Source organism: Micromonospora sp. DSM 45708 (genome assembly GCF_039566955.1).
Lineage (GTDB): Bacteria > Actinomycetota > Actinomycetes > Mycobacteriales > Micromonosporaceae > Micromonospora.
On the sequence record NZ_CP154796.1, the window covers coordinates 5629297 to 5653266 of the forward strand.

General features: G+C 71.7%; 22 protein-coding genes and 1 pseudogene. 15 read left to right on the top strand and 8 right to left on the bottom strand.

Annotated elements, in window-relative coordinates:
* Positions 1-37: 37 nt before the first annotated feature.
* On the bottom strand, positions 38-2026 hold the full coding sequence (locus tag VKK44_RS24185) for a protein kinase domain-containing protein (RefSeq protein WP_343443498.1): 1989 nt from the start codon (positions 2024-2026) through the stop codon (positions 38-40).
* 91 nt (positions 2027-2117) lie between these two features.
* Between VKK44_RS24185 and VKK44_RS24190 the strand changes: the two genes are divergently transcribed.
* The 5 genes from VKK44_RS24190 (at position 2118) to VKK44_RS24210 (ending at position 6690) form a co-directional block, all read left to right on the top strand.
* Entirely contained in the window at positions 2118-2330 is a 213-nt protein-coding gene (locus VKK44_RS24190) for an acyl-CoA carboxylase subunit epsilon (protein ID WP_343443499.1), read from the top strand.
* A gap of 101 nt (positions 2331-2431) precedes the next feature.
* Positions 2432-2884, top strand: coding sequence for a hypothetical protein (locus VKK44_RS24195; RefSeq protein WP_343443500.1), 453 nt, complete (start codon positions 2432-2434; stop codon positions 2882-2884).
* Positions 2885-4247: 1363 nt separating this feature from the next.
* On the top strand, positions 4248-5360 hold the full coding sequence (gene mycP, locus VKK44_RS24200) for a type VII secretion-associated serine protease mycosin (protein ID WP_343443501.1): 1113 nt from the start codon (positions 4248-4250) through the stop codon (positions 5358-5360).
* 10 nt (positions 5361-5370) lie between these two features.
* Complete coding sequence (locus tag VKK44_RS24205; RefSeq protein WP_343443502.1) at positions 5371-6027, top strand: Maf family protein; 657 nt, start codon at positions 5371-5373, stop codon at positions 6025-6027.
* 9 nt (positions 6028-6036) lie between these two features.
* Positions 6037-6690 (top strand): O-methyltransferase, encoded by a 654-nt coding sequence (locus VKK44_RS24210; protein ID WP_343443503.1) that lies wholly within the window; start codon positions 6037-6039, stop codon positions 6688-6690.
* Here VKK44_RS24210 and VKK44_RS24215 read toward each other — a convergent pair.
* The 4 genes from VKK44_RS24215 to VKK44_RS24230 form a co-directional block, all read right to left on the bottom strand.
* The gene (locus VKK44_RS24215) at positions 6668-7972 is read right to left on the bottom strand and encodes an MFS transporter (RefSeq protein WP_343443504.1); all 1305 of its coding nucleotides are present in this window, start codon (positions 7970-7972) and stop codon (positions 6668-6670) included. The genes VKK44_RS24210 and VKK44_RS24215 overlap by 23 nt on opposite strands.
* 115 nt (positions 7973-8087) lie before the next feature.
* Positions 8088-8843 carry an ABC transporter permease gene (locus tag VKK44_RS24220; RefSeq protein WP_343443505.1) on the bottom strand — a complete coding sequence of 252 codons (756 nt, stop codon included), beginning with the start codon at positions 8841-8843 and terminating at the stop codon, positions 8088-8090.
* A 17-nt stretch (positions 8844-8860) separates the two neighbouring features.
* The gene (locus VKK44_RS24225) at positions 8861-9820 is read right to left on the bottom strand and encodes an ATP-binding cassette domain-containing protein (RefSeq protein ID WP_343443506.1); all 960 of its coding nucleotides are present in this window, start codon (positions 9818-9820) and stop codon (positions 8861-8863) included.
* 84 nt (positions 9821-9904) lie between these two features.
* The gene (locus VKK44_RS24230; RefSeq protein ID WP_343443507.1) at positions 9905-10522 is read right to left on the bottom strand and encodes a PadR family transcriptional regulator; all 618 of its coding nucleotides are present in this window, start codon (positions 10520-10522) and stop codon (positions 9905-9907) included.
* 118 nt (positions 10523-10640) lie between these two features.
* On the opposite strand from VKK44_RS24230, the gene VKK44_RS24235 reads away from it, so the two are divergent.
* Positions 10641-12395 (top strand): acetyl/propionyl/methylcrotonyl-CoA carboxylase subunit alpha, encoded by a 1755-nt coding sequence (locus tag VKK44_RS24235; protein WP_343443508.1) that lies wholly within the window; start codon positions 10641-10643, stop codon positions 12393-12395.
* 117 nt (positions 12396-12512) lie between these two features.
* Positions 12513-13952: a GuaB1 family IMP dehydrogenase-related protein gene (locus tag VKK44_RS24240; protein WP_343443509.1), complete on the top strand. Its 1440-nt coding sequence runs from the start codon at positions 12513-12515 to the stop codon at positions 13950-13952.
* A 92-nt stretch (positions 13953-14044) separates the two neighbouring features.
* Here VKK44_RS24240 and VKK44_RS24245 read toward each other — a convergent pair.
* Positions 14045-14245, bottom strand: a pseudogene (locus VKK44_RS24245) (MFS transporter); the annotation flags it as partial.
* Here VKK44_RS24245 and VKK44_RS24250 point away from each other — a divergent pair.
* The 4 genes from VKK44_RS24250 to VKK44_RS24265 all read left to right on the top strand — a co-directional run bounded on the left by VKK44_RS24250 (position 14237) and on the right by VKK44_RS24265 (position 18841).
* The gene (locus tag VKK44_RS24250) at positions 14237-14386 is read left to right on the top strand and encodes a hypothetical protein (protein WP_458351564.1); all 150 of its coding nucleotides are present in this window, start codon (positions 14237-14239) and stop codon (positions 14384-14386) included. The pseudogene VKK44_RS24245 and the gene VKK44_RS24250 sit on opposite strands and share 9 nt — an antisense overlap.
* A 62-nt stretch (positions 14387-14448) precedes the next feature.
* Positions 14449-14970: a MarR family winged helix-turn-helix transcriptional regulator gene (locus VKK44_RS24255; protein ID WP_343447885.1), complete on the top strand. Its 522-nt coding sequence runs from the start codon at positions 14449-14451 to the stop codon at positions 14968-14970.
* Positions 14964-16697 carry an ABC transporter ATP-binding protein gene (locus VKK44_RS24260; protein WP_343443510.1) on the top strand — a complete coding sequence of 578 codons (1734 nt, stop codon included), beginning with the start codon at positions 14964-14966 and terminating at the stop codon, positions 16695-16697. Before VKK44_RS24255 ends, VKK44_RS24260 begins: the two co-directional genes overlap by 7 nt.
* Positions 16698-16792: 95 nt before the next feature.
* Positions 16793-18841, top strand: a complete 2049-nt coding sequence (locus tag VKK44_RS24265; protein WP_343447886.1) for an ABC transporter ATP-binding protein — start codon at positions 16793-16795, stop codon at positions 18839-18841.
* A gap of 73 nt (positions 18842-18914) precedes the next feature.
* Here VKK44_RS24265 and thrS read toward each other — a convergent pair whose 3' ends face one another.
* Together thrS and VKK44_RS24275 are read right to left on the bottom strand one after the other, a co-directional pair.
* Positions 18915-20132: a threonine--tRNA ligase gene (thrS, locus tag VKK44_RS24270; protein ID WP_343443511.1), complete on the bottom strand. Its 1218-nt coding sequence runs from the start codon at positions 20130-20132 to the stop codon at positions 18915-18917.
* Positions 20133-20351: 219 nt separating this feature from the next.
* A complete protein-coding gene (locus VKK44_RS24275) occupies positions 20352-20630 on the bottom strand; it encodes an excalibur calcium-binding domain-containing protein (protein ID WP_343443512.1) in 279 nt (92 codons plus the stop codon).
* Positions 20631-20877: 247 nt separating this feature from the next.
* On the opposite strand from VKK44_RS24275, the gene VKK44_RS24280 reads away from it, so the two are divergent.
* The 4 genes from VKK44_RS24280 to VKK44_RS24295 all read left to right on the top strand — a co-directional run bounded on the left by VKK44_RS24280 (position 20878) and on the right by VKK44_RS24295 (position 23534).
* Entirely contained in the window at positions 20878-21711 is an 834-nt protein-coding gene (locus VKK44_RS24280) for a DedA family protein (protein ID WP_343443513.1), read from the top strand.
* 46 nt (positions 21712-21757) lie between these two features.
* Positions 21758-21970, top strand: a complete 213-nt coding sequence (locus tag VKK44_RS24285) for a helix-turn-helix domain-containing protein (protein ID WP_343443514.1) — start codon at positions 21758-21760, stop codon at positions 21968-21970.
* A 27-nt stretch (positions 21971-21997) separates the two neighbouring features.
* Positions 21998-22915, top strand: coding sequence for a PhzF family phenazine biosynthesis protein (locus VKK44_RS24290; protein WP_343443515.1), 918 nt, complete (start codon positions 21998-22000; stop codon positions 22913-22915).
* Positions 22916-23171: 256 nt separating this feature from the next.
* Positions 23172-23534, top strand: a complete 363-nt coding sequence (locus VKK44_RS24295) for a hypothetical protein (protein WP_343443516.1) — start codon at positions 23172-23174, stop codon at positions 23532-23534.
* The last annotated feature ends 436 nt before the right edge of the window (positions 23535-23970 follow it).

The following is a 23970-nucleotide window of genomic DNA, read 5'->3' on the forward strand; positions in this document are numbered from 1 at the left end:
CATGCGAACGAGTTTCGCGACGGCGGGAATCGCCGGGTCAGTTCTTCCGGTCCGGCACGAAACCCTTGGTGATGACGTCGAACGCGGCCAGGTTGGCCTGCCAGTCCTTCGCCGGCACCTCCCAGCGCAGCGCGTAGCCCCGGTTGCTGGCCGTGGCCACGCCCCGGTTCCGCACATGGAAGCGGGTGCCGTTGTTGCGCGTCTCCAGCCAGTCCCAGTCGGCGCACGTGCGGTAGTAGCCCTTGCACGGCGTGATGTCGACCAGCTCGTAGTTGCTGACCCGCGAGCGCCGGTACGGCTCCTGCTCCCGCCAGTCGGCGAGCGCGTCCTTCTCCGGCCGGTCCGTCCACTGCATGAACAGCACCCGGCGGGCGCCGCCGACCTCGTAGAGCACGACCTGGTTGTTGCCGGGCCGGGCCTGCCAGCCGTTCGGGATCGGCACCTTGAAGCCGTTCGAGCCGGTGTAGTAGCGCCAGCCGGCCGGCAGCACGAACCCCGACGGGGACGGGCTGGCCGACGGGCTCGGGCTGGTGGACGGGCTGGCCGACGCGCTCGCGCTCGGTGAGACGCTGGCGCTCGGCGCGGGCGGGACCGCCGACGCCACCGAGGAACCGGTGGTCGGTCGGCCGCCGTCGCCCCCGTCGTCGTCGCCGTTGTTCAGCAGCGGCACGGCCACCGCCAAGCCGACCAGCAGCACCAGGACCAGCGCGCCGAGCAGCAGGTTACGCCGGTTCGGCGGCGCCTTGACGCCCGGCAGCACGGTCGCCCGGCCGGTCGACGACACCGCGCCGCCGGGCGCCGGGCTCACCGGCGCGGCACCGGCCGGAGCCGGGCTCACCGGCGTGCGCGGCGCGGGGGCGGCGGCCACCGGCTCACCGTCGAGCCGGGTCTCGTCGAGCGCCGGGTCGACGTCGTCCACCCGCGTCTCGTCAACCGGCGGATCGGCGTCGAGCCTGGTGGTCGGATCGGCGACCGGCGGGGTCACCGTCGCTGTCGCGCCGGCGTCTGAGGTGGGCGCCGGCACCTTCGCGGTCGGATCGGCGACCGCCCCGCTCGCCGCGGCGGCCACCCCGGACGCCGAGGTGGACGCGCGTTCGACCTGGTCGTCGGCCGGGCGCGGCGCGGGCACCAGTGGCGGTCGCGGCGCCCGTGGACCGTTCGGCCCCGGCCGGCGTACGCCGTCCAGCAGCGAGATGCCCTTGACCCGCCGGCCACCGACCTTGCGCAGCATCCGCTCCGCCACCTCGGCGGTGATCCGCTCGTCCGGGTCCTTGCGCAGCAGGCCCTGGAGCACCGGCTTGAGCGGCCCGGCGTTGCGCGGCGGCGGCATCGGCTCGGTGGCGAGCGCGGCCAGCGTGGCGATCGCCGACGGGCGAGCGTACGGCGACTTGCCCTCGACGGCGGCGTAGAGCGTGGCGCCCAGCGACCACAGGTCGGCCTCCGGACCGGCGGTGCCGTCCCGGGCCCGCTCCGGCGAGATGTACGCCGGCGAGCCGAGCACCATGCCGGTGCGGGTCACGTTCGGGTCGCCCGGGATCGTGGCCAGGCCGAAGTCGGTGAGCACCACCCGACCGTCCTCACCGAGCAACACGTTGCCCGGCTTGACGTCGCGGTGCATGATGCCGGCCTTGTGCGCGGCCTTCAACGCGCCCAGCACGCCGAGACCGATCTCGACGGCCTTGGCCACCGTCACCGGGCCGTCCTCGGCGATCGTGTCCTGCAACGACTTCGACGCGACGTACTCCATGACGATCCACGGGTCGCCGTCGGTGCGCAGCACGTCGAAGATGCGGACCACGTTGACGTTGTTGAGCCGGGCGATCGCGCGCGCCTCGCGCAGCGAGCGTTCCCGCATCTCACGGCGCTCGTCGGGGGTGAGACCGGGCGGCGGGACCAGCTCCTTGATGGCGACGTCGCGGTGCAGCACCTCGTCCCGCGCCTTCCAGACGCGGCCCATGCCGCCCTGACCGAGCGGCGTGATAAGCCGGTATCGGTCAGCGACGAGTTGGGGAAGCGCGTTCGACATCGCAGAAACGGTACCCGGCCGGTCCGACGCGTACACCGCCGGCACGCCACTCTACGACGAAGGTCGAGTTCTCGACGCGTACCCTTGGGTCATGTCTGCCGAAGAGCCGATGTTCCGGGTCGTCCGTGGCGTGCCCACCGCCGAGGAACTGGCCGCCCTGGTCGGCGCGATCATGGTGCGCACCCGGCCGGTCACGGCCGCCGCGCCGGCCGCCGTGTCGCACTGGACGCGCAGCGCCCGCCCGGCCGGCGCCACGCCGGTCGCCGGCCCCGGCGCGTGGCGCACCTCCGGCCTTCCCCGCTGAAACCTTCCCCGCGTACGCGAGTCGTGCCGGGGCTGCCAGGATCGGCGTGGAGCCATTAACCTCACTCTGAGAGATCGTGCGGTGACGGGCAGGGAGGTCCGATGATCCCGGAGGACAATCGGCCAGCCGGCTGGCTGCGCGACTACGGCGGCATCGAGGCCGACATCCGACAGATGAGAGAGTTCGCCGACCGGCTACAGGACGAGGTCACGCGCAACTACTCGCCCCACCTGTCCTACATCGCCGACGACATGAAGGCCCCGGTGCCCAACCCCGCCGACGCCTTCATCGAGCTGGTCCAGTTCCTCCAGGCCCACCACGAGACGCAGAAGGCAGCGGTCAGCGCCGTGTGGGACCTGGCACCCGCCACCGGCCGGCTCGCCGAGGCCGCCGGCCGGATCGCCGCCCGCTACGACGACTCCGACGCCTTCTCCTCCGCCCGGGTCGGCGACGTCGAACGGGCACTCGCCGGCCCCACCGCCGCCGTCGCGCGCCCGACTCCACCACTCGCCGACCCCACCGGCCCCGATCAGGGGCGGGTGGTCCTGCCGTGATCGAACGGGGCGGCGGACGCACCTCCGGGCTCACCGACTGGCGGCTGATGGACGTGCTCAGCATGTGGGCGTGCCTCCAGGACCAGGACACCACCGGCCAGTGGAAGCAGGTCGCCGGCTGGCGCAAGGTGTGCGACCTGGCGCTGGCCCACCTCAGCCGACTGCGGGAGTACCGGCGCGGGCTCGCCGAGGCGTGGCCGCCCGAAACCAACGCCGCCGCGCGGGCGTACGTCGGCGAACTCGACCAGCTCATCGACCGGGTGCAGCGCACCCACGACGCCGCCGCCGCGAACTACGACGCGCTGGCCGCCGCCGCCCGCGCCATCGGCAGCGCCCGCAGCGAACTTCAACCGCTGTACGACGAGTACGCGACCAAACTGCGGCAGAAGCAGGCGTACGAGACGACGGTCGCCGATCCGAAGGCGGTGGCCGGAAGCCGACTTCCGGAGCGGCCCCCGGTGACGGACGACGACCTGGAGCAGTTGAACGTACGGGCGCGCGGGTTGATGACGGGGTTGAGCGGAGAACTCCAACAGGCCCAGGTCATGCTGCGCCAGCCTCCACCGAAGGCAAAACTGCCAAGGCAGGTCGAAGACCCAGATGCATACGGTAACTCTATGCCGATAATCCCGCCTATTGCGCCGGTGCCCACCGCCAGCCCTGTTAACGTCCGACATCGCCTAGATTCAAGGCCGGGCATATCAGCGGGCTCACCACATGCAAGCGCGGGACCCGTATTAGGCGCCGCAGGAAGTGGGCTTGCCTCGCCACCTCCACCCGTACAGTCGCCGTCAAATCCGATCCCAGGCACGACGGCGGGCGGAGCAACAAGTTTTCCAATTCCGCCGATAACGGGCCCCGGAACGAAACCGCAAATCCCGGCTACTCCTGGAGTAAACCAGCCAATTCGACCTCTGGGCGGTGGCACAGCACCCACTCCTTCACCTCGGTCAATACCGACGGGAGGGCTAATCGGCGGAAACTTGCCTGCGGGGATGTCAACTTCAGACGGAGGCGTATCACCTCGCCGGGTGAACCCGGTGGGCGGCGTGATTGGCGGAGGCGGGGCGGGGACAGCGCCCACCGGGGGTGCTGGCTCACGACCCGGCAGCGGTAAGCTCATCTCACCTAATGGGTCCCACGGATTATCACCCTTAGGTGGAAGTCCCGGCTCAGCGCCAATGAGAGCAGGCTATCCCAATGGGGACACCATGCACTTGAGGAAGAGCAACGGAACTGATGAGCAGCGCCGATGGGATCCCGACAACCCTTGGCAGGTCGACAAAGGAGTAGAGCCGGTCATGCGACCGCCTGACGAGACTGACCCCTCCGATCCAGGTCCGGCAATCGGCCTCGACTGACAATGACCTTCCGCCTCACAGTCGGGCTAGTCCTTTCAGTTCTCGCTGGTTCTACAATTGCGCTTCCGGTGGAACCGCCTTCAGTCGAGGTACGCAAAGATCAATGGCATCTCAAGTCACTAAAGGTGCTTGACGCACAGCAAATCAGTCAAGGCGAAGGCGTCACAGTCGCAGTTCCAGACACCGGCATCGACCTTCACCCAGACTTGGCAGGAAATGTCCTCCCTGGAACTGATGAAAGTGGTACAGGTGATGGCCGCAAAGATACTAATGGACACGGAACTTCCATGGCCGGCTTAATCGCCGCCCACGGAAGAAGCGACAATATCGGAGCACTCGGAGTAGCCCCTAAAGCCAAGCTGCTGCCTATACGATCCGAGCTTTTTGCAGGAAGAGGAGACACGAACGATCTCGCTGCGAGCATAGAATGGGCAACCGCCCATCACGCGGATATAGTCAGCATTTCGGCAGTCGCTGGCGCCAGCGCTCGTCTTCAGCAGGCGATTCAGTCAGCACTCGACGCGGACATTGTAGTAGTCGCATCCGCCGGAAATCGGCCCGAAGATGCAACCGTGGGCTACCCTGCCTCTGAGCCGGGCGTGATCGCAGTGGGCGGAATCGATCGAAACGGGCTGCATGCGGCAATTTCTGTCAGTGGACCAGAGGTGGACGTTGTAGCTCCTGCTGTCGATATCTACAGCACCAGCTTTGGCGGCAAATACTCGAAGGGCACAGGCACGTCCAGCGCCACCGCGATCGTTGCGGGGGCCGCTGCTCTGATTCGCTCCAAATATCCCCATCTCCCCGCCGAAGAAGTCGCGCACCGGCTCACCGCGACCGCTGTGGACAAGGGGCCGCCCGGTCGCGACGACCAGTACGGGTACGGGGTCATCGACCTGGTCGCCGCGCTCACCGCCGACGTCCCCCCGATCGGCTTCGAGTCCACGGGGGTGACGGCCCCGGCCTCGACGGCAGCCGGGCCCGGGACCGGCGGTGACGACGGCACGGTCCGGGGTCTCGCGACCCTCGGAGTGCTGCTGGCCGCCGGCGGTGGCTATCTGGTCTGGCGGCGGCGACGGCGTGCCGCCGACCCGCCGCCGCGAGAGAGTCGGTAGCGTCGGCGGGGTGTCGAACTCCGTGCCGCTGCGCCTCGTACTCGCCTCGCAGAGTCCCGCCCGCCGCAAGCTGCTCCAGGCCGCCGGGATCGAGCCTGACGTGTTGGTCAGCGGCGTCGACGAGTCGCAGGTGGTCAGTGACCGGGCCGAGGAGTTGTGCCTCGAACTGGCCCGGTTGAAGGCGCAGGCCGTGCTCGGCCGGCTGCGTTCCGTCCCGGGCGAGCGCACGCTGGTGCTCGGCTGTGACTCGGTGCTCGCGTTCGACGGCGAGATCCTCGGCAAGCCGGCGGACGCGGCCGACGCCACCCGGCGGTGGCAGCGGATGCGCGGGCGCAGTGGTGTGCTGCACACCGGGCACTGCCTGATCGACGTGGCACCCGGGGCTCGCGCGGAGGCGGTCGCCTCGACCACGGTGCACTTCGCCGACATCAGCGACGAGGAGATCGCCGCGTACGTGGCGACGGGCGAGCCGCTGGCGGTGGCCGGGGCGTTCACCATCGACGGGCTGGGCGGCGCGTTCCTGACCGGCATCGAGGGCGATCCGGGCACGGTGGTGGGGCTGTCCCTGCCGCTGTTGCGTCGGCTCCTCGGCGAGTGGGGGTTGAGCGTCGTGGACCTGTGGACGAAGGTCGCGCCAGGGGGCCAGGAGATCGAACATCTCGGCTAACGTCCGGACATGAGCACGAAGCCGTTGCCGCTGACCACGGAGCTGCACGCGTACCTGGTGGCCCACGGGTCCGCCCCCGACGAGATCGTCCGGGAGTTGGCCGAGGAGACCCGGGCGGTCCTGCCGGCCGAGGCGGGCATGCGGGTCGCGCCGGAGCAGGCGGCGTTCCTGACGTTCCTGACCCGGCTGGTCGGCGTGCGGCAGGCCGTGGAGGTGGGCACGTCCACCGGGCTACTCTCGCTGGCGATCGCCCGTGGGTTGGTCGACGGCGGCCGGTTGACCTGCTTCGACGTCTCCGGGGAGCACGCCGGGGTGGCCCGCCGCTACTGGGGCCGGGCTGGCGTCGCGGACCGGATCGACCTGCGCGTCGGGCCGGTGGCGGACGCGCTGCGCGAGCTGCCCGGGGAGCGGTACCTCGACTTCGCGTTCCTGGACGGGGACCAGGTGGGTTACCCGGTCTACTGGGACGAGTTGGTGCCCCGGATGCGTTCCGGCGCGGTGATCGCGGTCGGCGGCACGCTCCGCGCGGGCCGGGTACTCGCCCCGCGCGACGCCGACGATCGGGCGATCGCCGCCTTCAACGACGAGGTCGTCGCGGACGCCCGCGTCGAGGCGGTCATGCTGCCGGTCGCCGACGGGGTCACCCTCGCCCGGGTGCGCTGAACGGGGGCAGGGCGCGGCCCAGGCGGACGGTCAGCAACACGGCCACCGCGATGAAGCCGGGCAGCATCAGGAACGCCGGATGCGGTCCGACGCCGTCGGCCACCCGGCCGAGCACGACCGGCGCGATGCCGAAACCCACCGCCATCGAGTACGACGACCAGCCCGCCGCCCGGTCGGTGGCGGTGCCGGCCACGGCCAGCGCGATGGAGATCGCCAGCGGGTAGTGCAGGGCGTTGCCCAGGCCGAGCACGACCAGACCGGTGACCGCCAGCCAGCCGATCGGGCTGGCCCAGAACAGCGCGAACCCGGCGAGCGACACGGTGAGCGCGCCGAGCAGCAGCGGCACCGGTGGCCAGCGCAGCGCCGCGCGTCCTCCGGCGACCCGACCGGCGAACATGCCGCAGACGATCGCCGCGACGGCCGCCGACGCGCCGCCGGCACTCAGCCCGGCGTGGGTCCGCAGCACGTCGGCGGTCCAGAGGGACAGACAGACCTCGATCGAGCCGGTGACCGACATCAGCACCCAGGCGATCCAGTACGCCCGCGGCAACCGCCCCGACCCGATCCGCCCGCCGGGCCCGGGGTGCCGGACAGGTGCCGGTCGCGCGGTGCGGTGCCGGTCCGGCAGTCCGCGCGACCCGACCACTGCCGCCGTCGCGGCGGGGACGAGCGGCGGGGTCTCGCCGAGGGGCCCGGTAGCCGCGGCAGCGGGGGCGGCTTGCGGTGTGCGTACCCGGAAGGTCAGGGCGGCGAGCGCGACCAGCGTGATGAGCCCGACCTCGACGGCCATCACGGGCCGCCAGCCGAGGCCGGCGTCCACGGTGGCGCCGATGGTCAGCGGCGCCAGGATGCCCATGCCGGCGCAGGCGGCGTTGGCCTCGGTGAGCGCGGCGGGCGCGGCGGGGCCGTGCCGGGCGGTGAGCACCACGTTGACGCCGCTGATCACCATCATGCCGAACGTGGCGACGACCGCGACGGCGGCGATGGTGGCGGGCAGCGGGCGGAGCACGCCGAGCGCGGTGACGCCGGCGGCCACGCCGGCGAGGCCGAGCCAGACGGCCGGGCCGCGGCCGAAGCGGCGGGCGACCGGGGCGAAGAGCGCGCCGCCGGCCAGCGCGCCGACCGCGATGCCGGTGCTGTGCAGGCCGGCCACCGCGGCGCTGGTGCCCTGTTCGTCGCGGAGCAGCGGTACGACGGGGCCGAACCCGTAGAGGAAGAAGCCCCACAGGCCGAGCTGCGCGTAGGTCAGCCAGGTCGTCCGGTCACGGGTGAGGCGGGGCACCGGCCCGACGGTACGTCCGCCGGCCGGTGCCCCGCCCCCCGGTGAGAGGCAGCTCTCGTGGGCGTTGGGCGGGGCCCCTTCCGCTACCGGATGCGTTAACCGGGGGGCTCGCCTTTCAGCGCACGCTGCGGGCGAACTGGCGGGCGGCCCAGACGACGCCGGCGACGGCGAGCACGGCGATGATGCCGAGCCCCTGCCAGACCTTCTCGTTGCCGAGGTCGCCGCCGAACAGCGCGCGGGTGCCGTCGACCGCCCAGGAGAACGGGTTCCACTTGGCCACGCCCTGCAACCAGCCGGGGGCGAAGGTGAGCGGCAGCAGGATGCCGGAGAGCAGCAGCACCGGCTGCGCGACCGTGTTCATCAGCGGGGCGAGGGCGTCCTCGCTTTTGACCTTGAGCGCGACGCCGTAGGAGACGGCCGAGGTCATCAGCGCGATGAGGGCGAGCATCAGGTACGCCAGGAGCAGGTAGCCGATGAAGACCCGCAGGTCGAACAGGACCGCCAGCAGCGTGATGATGACGGCCTGCGCGATCAGCGAGACCACGTCGCGCAGCGAGCGGCCGAGCAGCAGGGCGAGCCGGCTGACCGGCGTGACCCGGGAGCGTTCGATCACTCCGGCGCGCAGCTCGGCGATCAGGCCGAAGCCCTGGAACAGGCCGCCGAAGATGGCCAGCAGGACCAGCAGGCCGGGCACGAAGATCTTGTAGGCCTCGGCCTGGGTGGGCGCGTTCAGGGCCGGCTTGAGCAGGGGGGCGAAGAGCAGCAGGTACATCACCGGCTGGAAGACGCCGACGAAGAGCCAGACCGGGTTGCGCAGCAGCAGTTGCGCCTGGCGCTGAAAGATCAGCCAGGTGTCGCGGGCGAGTTTCATGACAGCTTCTCCGGGGGTCAGGACTCGCGCAGCGAGCGGCCGGTCTTGGTGAGGAAGACGTCGTCGAGGCTGGGTCGGTGCAGCTCGATCGAGCGCAGCTCCAGCCCGGCGTGGTCGAGGCGGCGCAGCACCTGCGGGATGGCGACGGCGCCCTCGTCGACGTAGAGGCGCAGGCCGCCCTCGTCGACGGTTTCCAGCTTGGTCACGTACGCCTCGGTGTCGAGCAGCTCGGCGGCGTGCGGGGTGGTGGCGGCGTCCAGGCCGACGATCACCACCTCGCCGGAGATCTCGCGCTTCAGCTCGGTCGGGGTGCCTTCCGCGACGATCTCGCCATGATCCATGATCGCGATCCGGTCGCAGAGCGCGTCGGCCTCGTCCAGGTAGTGCGTGGTGATGAAGACGGTCATCCCCTCGGTGCGCAGCCGGCGGATCTCGTCCCACATGTGCGCGCGACTCTGCGGGTCGAGGCCGGTGGTCGGCTCGTCCAGGAAGACGATCTTCGGTTCGTGGATGATGCCGAGCGCGATCTCGACGCGCCGGCGCTGGCCGCCGGAGTAGGTCTTGCACTTGCGGTCGGCGTAGTCGCTGAGCTGGAACGCGTCCAACGCGCGGGCGGCGCGTCGGTGCGCGTCGGCCTTGGTGATGCCGTAGAGGCGGGCCTGGAGCACCAGCTCCTCACGGGCGCTGGACTCGTCCCAGGTGCTGCCGCCCTGGGGCACGTAGCCGATCCGGCGGCGCACCCCGGCCGGGTCCTTGCGCAGGTCGGCGCCGGCGATGGTGGCCTGGCCGCCGTCCGGCTCGATGAGGGTGGCGAGCATCCGCAGCGTGGTGGTCTTGCCGGCGCCGTTGGGCCCGAGGAAGCCGAAGATCTCCCCCTCGGCGACGTCGAGGTCGACGCCGCGGACCGCGTCCACGGTCTTCGTCTCGCGACCCGCGCGGGAGCGGAACGACTTCCGCAGCCCCCTGGTCTCGATCATTTCTGCTCCTGGTCGTCCGGGCCGGGGGCGCCCGGCCACCGGTCAGCGGTTCACGTTGAGGCTAACGCGATATAACTCTTATGGTCAACGTTGATTATATCGTGTCACCCTCCGTCCAGCCGGACCAGCCCTCGGCCCGCTCCATCCGGCCGGCAGGTACGACACCCCGGACTCGATCCGCTCCGCGATCCGCGTGCACCAGGTCATCTCCGCCTCCGCCCGGGCCAGCCACAGCTCGAACATCCAGCCGACGTGCACCGGCTTGCGGGTCCGTACCCAGTCCGAATCCAGCGAGGCCCGCATCGACTCGACACCGGCACGCAGCAGGTTGGCCCGGTTGCGCAGCGCCGCCGCCGCCTCCTCGCGCGGCAACGCCGGCAGGAACGAGAACGCCACCGCGAACGGGTCCGGCGACTCGTGGAGCTGCCACCACTGCGCCCGCAGCAACGTCTCGAACTCGTCCTCGCCCTTCTCGGTCACCTCGTACGTGGTGCGGGCCGGACGGGCGCCCACCTGCTCGACCGAGACGGTCCGCAGCAGCCCCTCGTCGGTGAGCTTGCGCAACGCGTGGTAGATCGAACCGGGCTGCACGTTGGCCCACTTGTCCGCACTCCAACTGAGCAGTTCGCGGCGCACGTCGTAGCCGTGCACCGGCTGCATCCACCTGACCAGTCCCAGGATCATCATCCGCGTCGCCGACACCGGACAAGCGTAATAACCAAGTTTGACTACAGTGCGGCATCCCACACTGAGCGATCGTTAGGGTCAGCAGCTCGGCCGATACACTCCCGGCATCGACCTCCCGGGAGGAGCCCCCAAGGTGCGCAAGGTTCTCATCGCCAACCGCGGCGAGATCGCCGTCCGCGTCATTCGCGCCTGCCGCGACGCCGGGCTCGCCAGCGTCGCCGTCTACGCGGACTCCGACCGGGACGCCCTGCACGCCACGCTCGCCGACGAAGCGTACGCCCTCGGTGGCGACACCGCCGCGGACAGCTACCTGCGCATCGACAAGCTCGTCGACGTGGCCGCCCGGGCCGGCGTGGACGCGGTGCACCCCGGCTACGGCTTCCTCTCCGAGAACGCCGACTTCGCCCAGGCCGTCATCGACGCCGGCCTGACCTGGATCGGCCCCACCCCGCAGGCGATCCGCGACCTGGGCGACAAGGTGACCGCCCGGCACATCGCGCAGCGTGCCGGCGCGCCGCTGGTGCCCGGTACGCCGGACCCGGTGGCCGGCGCCGACGAGGTGACCGCGTTCGCCACCGAGCACGGCCTGCCGGTCGCGATCAAGGCGGCGTTCGGCGGTGGCGGCCGGGGCCTCAAGGTGGCCCGCACGCTGGAAGAGATCCCGCACCTGTTCGAGTCCGCCACCCGCGAGGCGGTCGCCGCGTTCGGCCGGGGCGAGTGCTTCGTCGAGCGCTACCTGGACCAGCCCCGCCACGTCGAGGCGCAGGTGCTGGCCGACCAGCACGGCAACGTGATCGTCGTCGGCACCCGCGACTGCTCGCTCCAGCGCCGGCACCAGAAGCTGGTCGAGGAGGCACCCGCGCCGTTCCTCACCGACGCCCAGCGCGCCCAGATCCACGACAGCGCCAAGGCGATCTGCCGGGAGGCCGGCTACCACGGCGCCGGCACGGTGGAGTACCTGGTCGGCGCGGACGGCACCATCTCCTTCCTGGAGGTCAACACCCGGCTCCAGGTCGAGCACCCGGTGACCGAGGAGACCGCCGGCATCGACCTGGTCCGCGAGCAGTTCCGCATCGCCGACGGCGAGAAGCTGCGCCTCACCGAGGACCCCACCCCGCGCGGGCACGCCATCGAGTTCCGCATCAACGGCGAGGACCCGGGCCGCAACTTCCTGCCCGCCCCGGGCACCGTCACCGCGCTGCGGCTGCCCAGCGGTCCCGGCGTCCGGGTGGACACCGGCATCTCGGCCGGCGACGTGATCGGCGGCAACTTCGACTCGCTGCTGGCCAAGGTGATCATCGTCGGCGAGACGCGTACCGAGGCGCTGGAACGGGCCCGCCGGGCGCTCGACGAGATGGTGGTCGAGGGTATGGCCACCGCGCTGCCGTTCCACCGCCTGGTGGTCCGCGACGAGGCGTTCACCGCCGAGCCGTTCACCGTGCACACCCGGTGGATCGAGACCGGGTGGGACAACACCGTCCCGGCGTTCACCGCCGTCGCCGGCGCCGCCGAGGCCCCCGCCGAGCGCGAGACCGTCGTGGTCGAGGTGGGCGGCAAGCGGCTGGAGGTGGTCCTCCCCGCCGGCCTCGGCGCGGGTACGGCGACCGCCGCGCCCGCCGCCCGGAAGCCGGCCCGACGTGGTGGCGGCGGCAAGGCGGGCGCCGCGGTCAGCGGGGACACGCTCGCCTCCCCGATGCAGGGCACCATCGTCAAGATCGCCGTGGCCGACGGCGACACGGTCGCCGAGGGCGACCTGGTCGTGGTGCTGGAGGCGATGAAGATGGAGCAGCCGCTGCACGCGCACAAGGCCGGCACGGTGAGCGGGCTCGCCGCCGAGGTGGGCGCCGTGATCACCGCCGGTGCCCCGATCTGCGCCATCGAGGGGTGAGGAGGGGCCCCGGCTTAACGCCTCCGGTGGAGGCGGGGCCCTTGTCAACACCCCGGCGACGGGTGGTCTGGGCCACCAGCGGCGGCGGGAAGCGCCGGGAGCAGGAATGATGGCCGGGTGCGGTTCCTTCATGGCGCGGTCCCCGCGCACGACCTGACCTACAACGACGTCTTCATGGCGCCCAACCGTTCGGAGGTGGGCTCCCGCCTCGACGTCGACCTGTCCTCCGGCGACGGCACCGGCACCACGGTGCCGCTGGTGGTGTCGAACATGACAGCGGTCGCCGGCCGGCGGATGGCCGAGACGGTCGCCCGGCGTGGCGCGGTCGCGGTGATCCCGCAGGACATCCCGATCGAGGTCGTCGCCAACGTGGTCGGCTGGGTCAAGCAGCGGCACCTGGTGCACGACACGGCGATCACGCTCGGCCCGACCGACACCGTCGGCGACGCCATCCACCTGCTGCCCAAGCGCGCGCACGGCGCGGTGGTCGTGGTCGACGCCGACGGACGGCCGATGGGCGTGGTGACCGAGGCGGACACCGTGGGGGTGGACCGCTTCGCCCAGCTCCGGCACGTGATGTCGACCGAGCTGCACACCGTGCCGGCGGACGCGGACCCGCGTACCGGATTCGAGCGGCTCTCCGCGGGCCGGCGACGGCTCGCCCCGGTGGTGGACGCCGAGGGCCGCCTGGTCGGCGTGCTGACCCGGGCCGGCGCGCTGCGCGCCACGCTCTACACGCCGGCGGTGGACGACGGGGGCCGGCTGCGCATCGCCGCGGCGGTGGGCATCAACGGCGACGTCACCGGCAAGGCCGCCGCGCTGCTGGAGGCCGGGGTGGACACGCTGGTCGTGGACACCGCGCACGGCCACCAGGAGCGGATGGTGCAGGCGCTGCGGGCGGTCCGCAAGCTCGACCCGGCCGTCCCGGTCGCGGCCGGCAACGTGGTCACCGCGGACGGGGTACGCGACCTCGTCGAGGCCGGCGCCGACATCGTGAAGGTCGGCGTCGGGCCGGGCGCGATGTGCACCACCCGGATGATGACCGGGGTGGGCCGACCGCAGTTCTCCGCGGTGCTCGACTGCGCGGCGGCGGCCCGCTCGCTGGGCCGACACGTCTGGGCCGACGGCGGCGTCCGTCACCCGCGCGACGTGGCGCTGGCGCTGGCCGCCGGCGCCTCGAACGTGATGATCGGTTCCTGGTTCGCCGGCACCTACGAGTCCCCCGGCGACCTCTACACCGACGCCGACGGCCGGCGGTACAAGGAGAGCTTCGGCATGGCCTCGTCCCGGGCGGTGAGCGCCCGGACCGCCGAGGACAGCGCGTTCGACCGGGCCCGGAAGGCGATCTTCGAGGAGGGCATCTCCTCCGCCCGGATGTACCTCGACCCGACCCGGCCCGGCGTCGAGGACCTGATCGACGAGATCGTCTCCGGGGTGCGCAGCGCGTTCACCTACGCGGGCGCGCGCAGCCTGGACGAGTTCCACGAGCGGGCGTTGGTCGGGGTGCAGAGCACGGCCGGCTACACCGAGGGCATGCCGCTGCCGACGAGCTGGTGATCCGGAGTTGTTAGGCGGGGCCCCCTCCTATGCGGAGTGCGTCAAGCGGGGGCCCCTCCTCACACCCGGGCGGGTTCGGCGGTGGCGGGCGGGGCGTCGGCGCTCTCCTTGACGGCGGTCACCACCTGGTCCCGGCCGGCCGGGTCGAGACCGGGCTGGTCGGCCAGCCGGTCGCCGAGCAGCCCGCCCAGGCCGGCGAAGAGCACGGTGCCGAGCACCGCGATGCCGAGCGCGGAGCCGACCTGCCGGGCGGTGCTCTGCAACCCGGAGCCCTGCCCGCTGGCGTGGACCGGGCGGTCGCCCGGCTCACCCCGGAGCAGGCCGAGGCCACCGCGGCGTTCCTGCGCGAGGTCGCGGACGTGATGCGTGAGTACGTGGCCACCGCGCCGGACGGGCCGGGGCCGGCCCGGCCGCCCCGTGACGAACGCGACTGAGGCGATTCTCAGTAATTAGTTTGGGGCCTGATGATTCGGGCGCTAATCTGACGGCCGTGAACATGGGACCGCTCGTCCGCTTCCCCGACGCGTTGCAGCACGCGCCGCTCGGCCGGCTCATCTCCATCGCCGGCCACGTCGTCGAGCAGCACTGGGGGCGCTACCTGGCCGAGCACCACGGCCTCACCTCCGCCGGCATGCGGGTGCTGATGATCCTGCTGCGCTCCGGCGAGGCCACCCACCGGGAGATGGCCGAGCTGTGCTTCGTCCGACCGGCGACGCTCACCGGCATCGTGGACACGCTGGAGCGGGACGGCTTCGTCAGCCGGCGGCGCGTCCCCGAGGACCGGCGCACCGTCCGGCTCACGCTCACCGACAAGGGGCACGAGCACGCCCGCGCCATCATCGACATGATCCACAGCGACCGCCCGCTGACGTCGGTCGACGCCGACCCGGCCAAGCGCGCGATCATCCGCGAATTCCTGACCGAAATCATCACCGGCATGTCCGACGGGGACCTCCGTCGGTTGAACCGGGACAGCGAGTCCGACACCGAGTCGCCAACGGGGAGACATCCGTGCTGATCCGCCTGCTCCAGACGCACCTACGCCCGTACCGACGACCACTGGCCGCCGTGGTGGCGCTCCAGTTCGTCGGCACGATGGCCTCGCTCTATCTGCCCAGCCTGAACGCCGACATCATCGACCGGGGCGTCGCCCGCGGCGACACCGACCAGATCCTGCGTACCGGCGGGTGGATGCTGGTGGTCAGCCTGCTCCAGATCGCCTGCTCGATCGCCGCCGTCTACCTCGGCGCCCGCACCGCGATGGGCTTCGGGCGGGACGTCCGCGGTGCCATCTTCGGCCACGTCAACCGCTTCTCCGCCCGCGAGGTCGCCCGGTTCGGCGCGCCGTCGCTGATCACCCGCAACACCAACGACGTCCAGCAGGTGCAGATGCTGGTGCTGCTGAGCTGCACCATGCTGGTGGCCGCGCCGATCATGAGCATCGGCGGCGTGGTGATGGCGCTGCGCGAGGACGTCGGGCTCTCCTGGCTGATGCTGGTCTGCGTGCCGGTGCTGGCCGTCGCGCTGGGCCTGATCATCCGCCGGATGGTGCCCGGCTTCCGGCTCATGCAGACCCGGATCGACACCGTCAACCGGGTGCTGCGCGAGCAGATCACCGGCATCCGGGTGGTCCGGGCCTTCGTCCGCGAGCCGTACGAGACCGACCGCTTCGCGGTCGCCAACACCGAGCTGACCGCGACCGCGCTGCGCATCGGCCGGCTCCAGGCGCTGATCTTCCCGATCGTGATGCTGGTGCTCAACGTCTCCAGCGTCGCGGTGCTCTGGTTCGGCGCGGCCCGGGTCGACTCCGGTCAGATCCAGATCGGCGCGCTCACCGCGTTCCTGGCCTACCTGATGCAGATCCTGATGGCGGTCATGATGGCCACCTTCATGCTGATGATGGTGCCCCGCGCCGCGGTCTGCGCCGAACGCATCCAGGAGGTGCTGGACACCGACTCGTCGGTGGTGCCGTCGCCGGACCCGGTGACCGAGGTCTCCGGCCGCGGCGAGCTGGAGCTGCGCGGCGCCGGCTTCCAGTACCCGGGCGCCACCGCGCCGGTGCTGCACGACATCTCGTTCCGGGCCCGGCCGGGCCGGACCACGGCGATCATCGGGTCCACCGGCGCCGGCAAGACCACGCTGCTGACGCTGATCCCCCGGCTGGTCGACCCCACCGCCGGCGCGGTCCTGGTCGACGACGTGGACGTCCGCGAGCTGGCGCCGGACGAGCTGTGGCGCCGGATCGGGCTGGTGCCGCAGCGGCCGTACCTGTTCAGCGGCACGGTGGCGAGCAACCTGCGCTACGGCAACCCGGCGGCCACCGACGCCGACCTGTGGACGGCGCTGGAGATCGCCCAGGCGCGCGACTTCGTCGCCGAGATGCCGGGCGGGCTGGACGCGCCGATCGCGCAGGGCGGCACGAACGTCTCCGGCGGCCAACGGCAACGCCTGGCCATCGCCCGCGCGCTGGTACGCAAGCCGGAGATCTACCTCTTCGACGACTCCTTCTCCGCGCTCGACCTCGGCACGGACGCCCGCCTGCGGGCCGCCCTCAAGCCGGTCACCGCGGACGCGGCGGTGGTGATCGTGGCCCAGCGGGTCTCCACGATCATCGACGCCGACCAGATCATCGTGCTCGAGGACGGGGGTGTCGTCGGCATGGGACGACACGAGGAACTGCTGGAGAACTGTCCGACGTACGCCGAGATCGTGGCGTCCCAGCAGACCGCGGGGGTGCCGGCATGAGCGAACGCACCGAGCGCAGCGAGGGCCGTGAGGGCATGCCCGGCCAGCACGGCATGAGCGAACGCACCGAGCGCAGCGAGGGCCGTGAGAAGAGCATGACCGCCCTACCCCAGCAGCAGGGGGGCGAGCCGAAGCGGCTACCGCCGGCCGGGCGGCGGCCCGGTGGCCCGCCGCACATGAGCATGGGCATGCCGGCCGAGAAGGCGATGCGGTTCGGGCCGTCCGCCCGCCGGCTGCTGGGGCGGCTCCGGCCGCACCGGCTCCCGCTCGCCGGGGTGCTGGCGCTGGCGCTGGCCAGCGTCGGGCTCAGCGTGGTCGGGCCGAAGGTGCTCGGCCACGCCACCGACATCATCTTCAACGGGGTGATCGGCCGGCAACTGCCGCCCGGCACCAGCACCGAGGCGGCGGTGGCCGCGGCCCGGGCCTCCGGCAACGGCAACTTCGCCGACATGCTGGCCCGGATGGACGTGGTGCCCGGCGCCGGCATCGACTTCCCCCGGCTGGGTCGGGTGCTGGCGTTCGCGGTCGCGCTCTACGTGCTGGCGAGCGTGCTGATGTGGGCGCAGGGCTGGGTGCTCAACGGCGTGGTGCAGCGCACCGTGCTGCGCCTGCGCGCGGACGTGGAGGACAAGCTCAACCGGCTGCCGCTGCCGTACTTCGACAGGCAGCCGCGCGGCGAGCTGCTCAGTCGGGTCACGAACGACATCGACAACATCTCGCAGACGCTCCAGCAGACGCTGAGCCAGTTGCTCACCTCGCTGCTCACCGTCGTCGGCGTACTCGGAATGATGTTCTGGATCTCGCCGCTGCTGGCGTCGGTGGCCCTGGTCGCGATCCCGCTGTCGGTGATCGTCACCGGCCAGATCGCCAAGCGGTCGCAACGCAAGTTCATCGCGCAGTGGACCCACACCGGCGAGCTGAACGCGCAGATCGAGGAGGCCTACACCGGGCACGAGCTGGTCAAGGTGTTCGGCCGGCAGAAGGAGGTCGAGGCCGCCTTCCGCACCAAGAACGACGAGCTGTTCGACGCCAGCTTCGGCGCGCAGTTCGTCTCCGGGATCATCATGCCGGCGATGTTCTTCATCGGGAACCTCAGCTACGTCGCGATCGCGGTGGTCGGCGGCCTGCGGGTGGCGTCCGGCGCGATGAGCCTCGGCGACGTGCAGGCGTTCATCCAGTACTCGCGGCAGTTCACCCAGCCGCTCACCCAGGTCGCGTCGATGGCGAACCTGCTCCAGTCCGGGGTGGCCTCGGCCGAGCGGGTCTTCGCGGTGCTCGACGCCGACGAGCAGACCCGCGACCCGGCCGAGCCGGCCCGGATCGCCGACCCGCACGGCCGGGTCGAGTTCGCCCACGTCTCGTTCCGCTACGACCCGGAGAAGCCGCTGATCGACGACCTCTCCCTGGTCGCCGAGCCGGGCCACACGGTGGCCATCGTCGGGCCCACCGGGGCCGGCAAGACCACGCTGGTCAATCTGGTGATGCGCTTCTACGAGCTGGACGCCGGGCGGATCACGCTGGACGGGGTGGACATCAGCACCATGCGCCGGGACGACCTGCGTGGCCGGATCGGGATGGTGCTCCAGGACACCTGGCTCTTCGGCGGCACCATCCGGGACAACATCGCCTACGGGCGGCCGGACGCCACCGAGGAGGAGATCCTGGCCGCCGCCCGGGCCACGTTCGTGGACCGGTTCGTGCGCAGCCTGCCGGACGGCTACGACACCGTGATCGACGAGGAGGGCAGCAACGTCAGCGCGGGCGAGAAGCAGCTCATCACGATCGCGCGGGCGTTCCTGGCCGAGCCGTCGCTGCTGATCCTGGACGAGGCGACCAGCTCGGTGGACACCCGTACCGAGGTGCTGCTCCAACGCGCCATGGCGGCGCTGCGCTCCGACCGGACCAGCTTCGTCATCGCGCACCGGCTGTCCACCATCCGCGACGCCGACCTGATCCTGATGATGGAGCGGGGCCGGATCGTCGAGCAGGGCACCCACGACCAGCTCGTGGCCGCCGACGGCGCGTACGCCCGGCTCTACCGGGCGCAGTTCACCGGCGCGGTCGTCTCCGACGAGGTGCCGGCGCCGGCGCCCGCCGGCCCGCCGGTCGGGATGCGTCCCGCCGGCGCGCCGGCCGGGAACTGACGTGGACCCGGCGACAGCCCGGACACCGCGCGCCGCCCGGGTGACGGCCCGTCACCCGGGCGGCGCGGCCGGGTCAGGCCGGCGGGAGCAGGCCGGCCGACCGGCTCGCGACCACGGCACCGATGAGGGTCAGCGCGTCCGCGCCGGCCATCGGGTCCAGCCCGCGCCCGTCGCGCAGGCGCAGCGACACCGCACCGTCGGCGGCCTCCCGGGCGCCGACCACCCCGACGTACGGGACGCGCCGGCGGGACGCGTCCCGGATGCGCGCACCGAGCGAGCCGCCGGCGTCGACCTCGACGCGCAGGCCGGCCGCCTCCGCCTCCCGGCCCAGCCGACGGGCCGCCCCGGCCTGCGCGTCGTCGACCGGGAGCAGGAGCAACTGCACCGGGGCGTACCAGGCCGGGAACGCGCCCTGGTGCACCTCGATCAGGTACGCGAACAGCCGCTCCATGCTGCCGACGAGGCTGCGGTGCACCATCACCGGCCGTTTCCGGCGCCCGTCCGAGTCGGTGTACGACAGGTCGAACCGCTCCGGCTTGTCGAAGTCGAGTTGCACGGTGGAGATGGTCGACTCCCGGCCGGCCGCGTCCATGATCTGGATGTCGATCTTCGGCCCGTAGAACGCGGCCTCGCCGGGCACCTCGACGGCGTCCACCCCGTCGAGCGCGGCGCGCAGCAGCTCCTCGGCCCGCGCCCAGCCGGCGTCGTCGCCGACGTACCGCTGCCCCGGCCCGCGCAGCGACAGGCGGAACCCGGCCGGCCGGACGCCGAGCGCGGCGTGCGCCTCGCCGATCAGCCGCAGGATCTCCCGGACCTCGTCGCCGACCTGCTCCAGCGCGCAGAAGTTGTGCGCGTCGTTCAGCGAGATGGCCCGCACCCGGGACAGCCCGCCGAGCACGCCGGAACGCTCTGCCCGATACATTCCGCCCAGCTCGGCGACCCGCAGCGGCAGCTCCCGGTAGGACCGGCCGCGGGCGCGGAACACCAGCGCGTGGTGCGGGCAGAGCGCCGGGCGCAGCACGAACTCGTCGTCGGCGCTCAGGCGCATCGGCGGGAACATGTCGTCGGCGAAGAAGTCCAGGTGCCCGGACCGCTCGAACAACTCCCGTTTGCCCAGCGGCGGCGAGTAGACGTGCCGGTATCCGGCCCGGCGCTCCAGCTCCCGCACGTACTCCTCGACGGCGTGCCGGGCGGCGGCGCCGGCCGGCAGCCAGATCGGCAGGCCGGCGCCCGCGAGCGGATCGGAGACGAACAGCTCCAGGTCCCGGCCGAGCCTACGGTGGTCGATCATGTCGCTCTCCTTGATCGGGTACGACCCGGAGGCGAGCTGGTCCGGAACGCCGCGAGGCCCCGGAGCGGATCGCCCCGGGGCCTCGTCGACGGAAACGTCAGTGCGGCGCGCCGGGAACTCCCGGCGTCGTGGTCCTCACCGCGCTGCGCATGCGGTGACCGTACGGCCGGCCGACCGGACGGCGCGACCGCTTTTCCGGGCCGCGCCGCCGGTGGCGGGTCAGCGCTTCTCGCAGGCGACGCTGTCCTTGTCCCGGTCGAGGTGGGTGTTCTTCGCGTAGACGGTGTTGGACACGGTGAAGTTGGTGACCGGCTTGGTGGTGCCGCGCACCTTGTCCTTCGCGCCCTTCTTGCCGACGCCGTGCTTGTAGGTCTTGTTCAGCTCGGTGCAGTTCTTGTATGTCTTGGCCGCCGCCTCCGCCGGGGCGACCGCGACGGCCGTGCCGCCGCCGATCGCCAGGGTCAGAGCGAACACACCCCGGAGCAGGGTGGAAACCATGGAGCCTCCTGTGCGCGATTGCTGCTGCTAAGGCCCAAGATCGTATCGAGGGAGGGCGCTCAGGGAGGCGTGCTGTCGCAGGCCCGACAGCGAAGGCCGGGTGCGGGTCGCCGGCACGGGACCTGCCGGCGACCCGCGGCGGCTCGGGCATCGGGAACGGGGGACCCGACGGCACCGGTGCCGCGTCCCGTCAACGGTACGCCGGTGCGCTCGGATCCGCCGCCCCGCCCGATCCCCGGCGGCGGTCATGGCTGACCTCATCGCCGGCGTCGCGTCGCCCATGTGGGCGTACGCGCTGCTGTTGACGCTGCTGGTCGCCGACGCCTTCGTTCCGGTGGTGCCGACCCAGATCGTCATGATCACCACCGGCGCGCTGACCGTCTACGGCGGGCTCAGCCTGCCGCTCACCATCGCGGTCGGCGCGGCCGGCGTCTTCGTCGGCGACCTGGCCTGCTACCTGCTCGGCCGCACCACGCCGACCCGACGGGTGACCCGGGACGCGACGCCGGGGCGGGCCCGTCGGGCCGTCACCCGGGCCACCCGCCGGCTGCGCGAGCCCGGACCGCTGGTGATCCTGCTCTGCCGGTTCGTGCCCGGCGGCCGGATGGCGGCCTGTTTCTCGGCCGGCCGCAGCCGCTACCCGTACCGCCTCTTCCTGGGCTACGAGGCGGTGGCGGCCGTCGGCTGGGCCGGCTACGGCACGCTCGTCGGTCACCTGGGCGGTCGGGCGCTCACCCAGTCGGGCTGGCGGCTGCTGCTGATCGGCGGCCTGGCCGCGCTCGGGTTCGCGGCGGCCGGCTGGGTGATGACCTGGCTCAGCACCCGGCAGCCCCAGCCGGCCGGAGCGACACCACGAGCACGTGACCACAGCGGAGGAGAACCGATCATGAATGACGGGACGAACTGGCGCGACGTCGGGACGCAGGCCCGGCGACTCGATCCCACCTGGAACGACCCCGAGCGGGTGGCCCGGCGCCGGCAGCTCAGGAAGCAGATGCTGGCCGCGGTCGACGGTGCCCGGCCCGACCGGGCCGGCGAGGAGCCGGACCCGCCGGCCCGGGCCGAGGCTTCGATCGACTAGGTCCCGGCCCTCGGGAACACTTGATCAGCTCGAAGGAAGACCGGACATGACCGATTGGGCGAACTGGCGCGACGTCAAGGCGAAGGCTCGGGAGGTCGACCCCTCCTGGGACGACGCCGACCGGGTGGCCCGCCGCAGCCGGCTCAGGGAGCAGTTGCTGGCCTCGGTCAGCGGCGCACAGTTGGCGGAGATCCGTAAGCAGTTGGGCATGACACAGGCCCAGTTGGCGGAAGCAGCGGGCCTTACCGGCTCGACCTGACCTGACGCGAATGGTTAGCGTCACCGCGTGGACACTCCTCGATCAGTGACGCCGGACGCGGGCCGGAACCGGAACACCCACCCGTACGCCGTGGTCGACGTCTTCGCGGACCGTCCGCTCACCGGCAACCCGCTCGCGGTCGTCACCGACGCCAACGATCTCACCGACGCGCAGATGGCCGCCATCGCCGTCGAGTTCAACCTTTCCGAGACCACGTTCGTCTCTCGCCCCACCCTGCCGGGGGCCGACCACTCGCTGCGGTCCTTCACGCCCGGCGGCGATGAGGTGGGCGGGGCCGGCCACAACGCGCTCGGCGCCTGGTGGTGGCTCGTCACGATCGGTGCCGCGCGTGCACCGGGAGCCGTCCAGCAGCTCGGCGGCCGGGCGCTGCCGGTGCACATCGACACCGACGACGGGGTGCTCACCATCGGTCTCGACCAGGGGCCGGTCGAGCTGGCCGAGGCACCGGTGACGGCGCAGACGCTGGGCGAGGCGCTCACCGGGAGCGACCCGCTACGCCTGGACCCGACGCTTTCCCCGGTCACCGGGTCCGTCGGCAGCACCCATCTGCTCGTCGCCCTGGCCTCTCCCCGGGACGTCGACGCCGTTGACCCTCACGGGCCGGCCCTGGCCCGGGTCCTGGCGGACCTCGGGGCCGAGGGCTGCTACGTATACAGCCAGTCCAGCGACGCAGGTGCCGGGCACGACGCCTACTGCCGGTTCTTCAACCCGACCGTCGGGATAGACGAGGATCCAGCCACCGGCACCGCGGCCGGTCCGCTCGCCGCCCACCTGCACCGCCGTGGGCTCGTCGGCGACCGGGTGCGGTTCCTTCAGGGCAGCGCGATGGGCCGCCCGTCGGTCCTGACCATCGACGTCGCGCCCGAGGGGACCAGGCTCACCGGTCGCTGCGCCCTGGCCGCGACCGGCGAACTTCACCTCTAGGCTGGTTCGCAGCGTTACGCCAGCGGCACCGGGCCGGCCGGATAGCGAAACCGCTCTATGGCAGAGGCATGAGCGCCGCGGCAGAGCCCTCCGGTGACCGGTTCAAGCGCTTCATGCGTGACGTCGGTGTAAACGTGCTTGCCAATCTCGTGGCCGCCGCCGTCATCTACCTGATCGCCACCGCGAAAGGGGGGTCAGGGACTCAAGAGAAGACGGGCCCGGCAGGTGCGGGAACATACTCAACCGAGGCGGACGAGTGGTCATCCTCGACCGCAAGGGCTCGCACCGCTGGGCCCTCAACCTGGCCGGCGTCGACTACTGCACCCGCTCGGCGCAGATGCATGACGCGCTCGTGCGCCTGGCCGCGCTCGCCGACGAGCGCAACACCCTGGCCATGCACGAGGCCGAAGACTGGGACTGCGGCCCCCGCGTGCTGGTCATCTGCGAAGAGTTGAACGCCACCATCGGACAACTCGTCAACTTCAAGCCCCGCCGGGGACTTCCTGACGCTACGCCAAGCGGTAGAGACCGGAGTGCTCCCCTGGTCCTACGAGGCCGCGAAGAAGCGGCTACAGCGGCGCGTAGGCGAGGTACCGGGAGTGAGGGGCAAGAGCGGTAACGCTGACTTGTACGCAAGGGCAGACCTCACCAGGTGGTCCGGGAGCGTCACCGAGTAGCCAAGCATGATCACTGCCTCGCTACACGGTGCAGAAAAATGGCGCTACGTTGCCGCTCGGCATACTTCCGCGTTGTGTATCGTCTGAGACAGAGTGAGACAGTGCAGTGCACAACAGTGCACTGCAGTGCAGAGGAACCCCCGCCAGGTATGGCAGCCACGAGGCGAGGGCCCTTCCTCCGTCGGGTGTGGGTCCAACTACCGGTTGGTCAGTTGGGCCCGCATCCACCTCCAGCCAGCGTCACCGCCAGCGCTGCGGCGTAGGTAAGCACCTTGAGTATCAGTGCCGCCCACTCCGCGACCTCCCGCCACCGGTTGGCGTTGGTCGGCCGGTACTTCTTGGGGCCCGAGAGCCCCTTGCGGCGCGTCGTCACTCTCC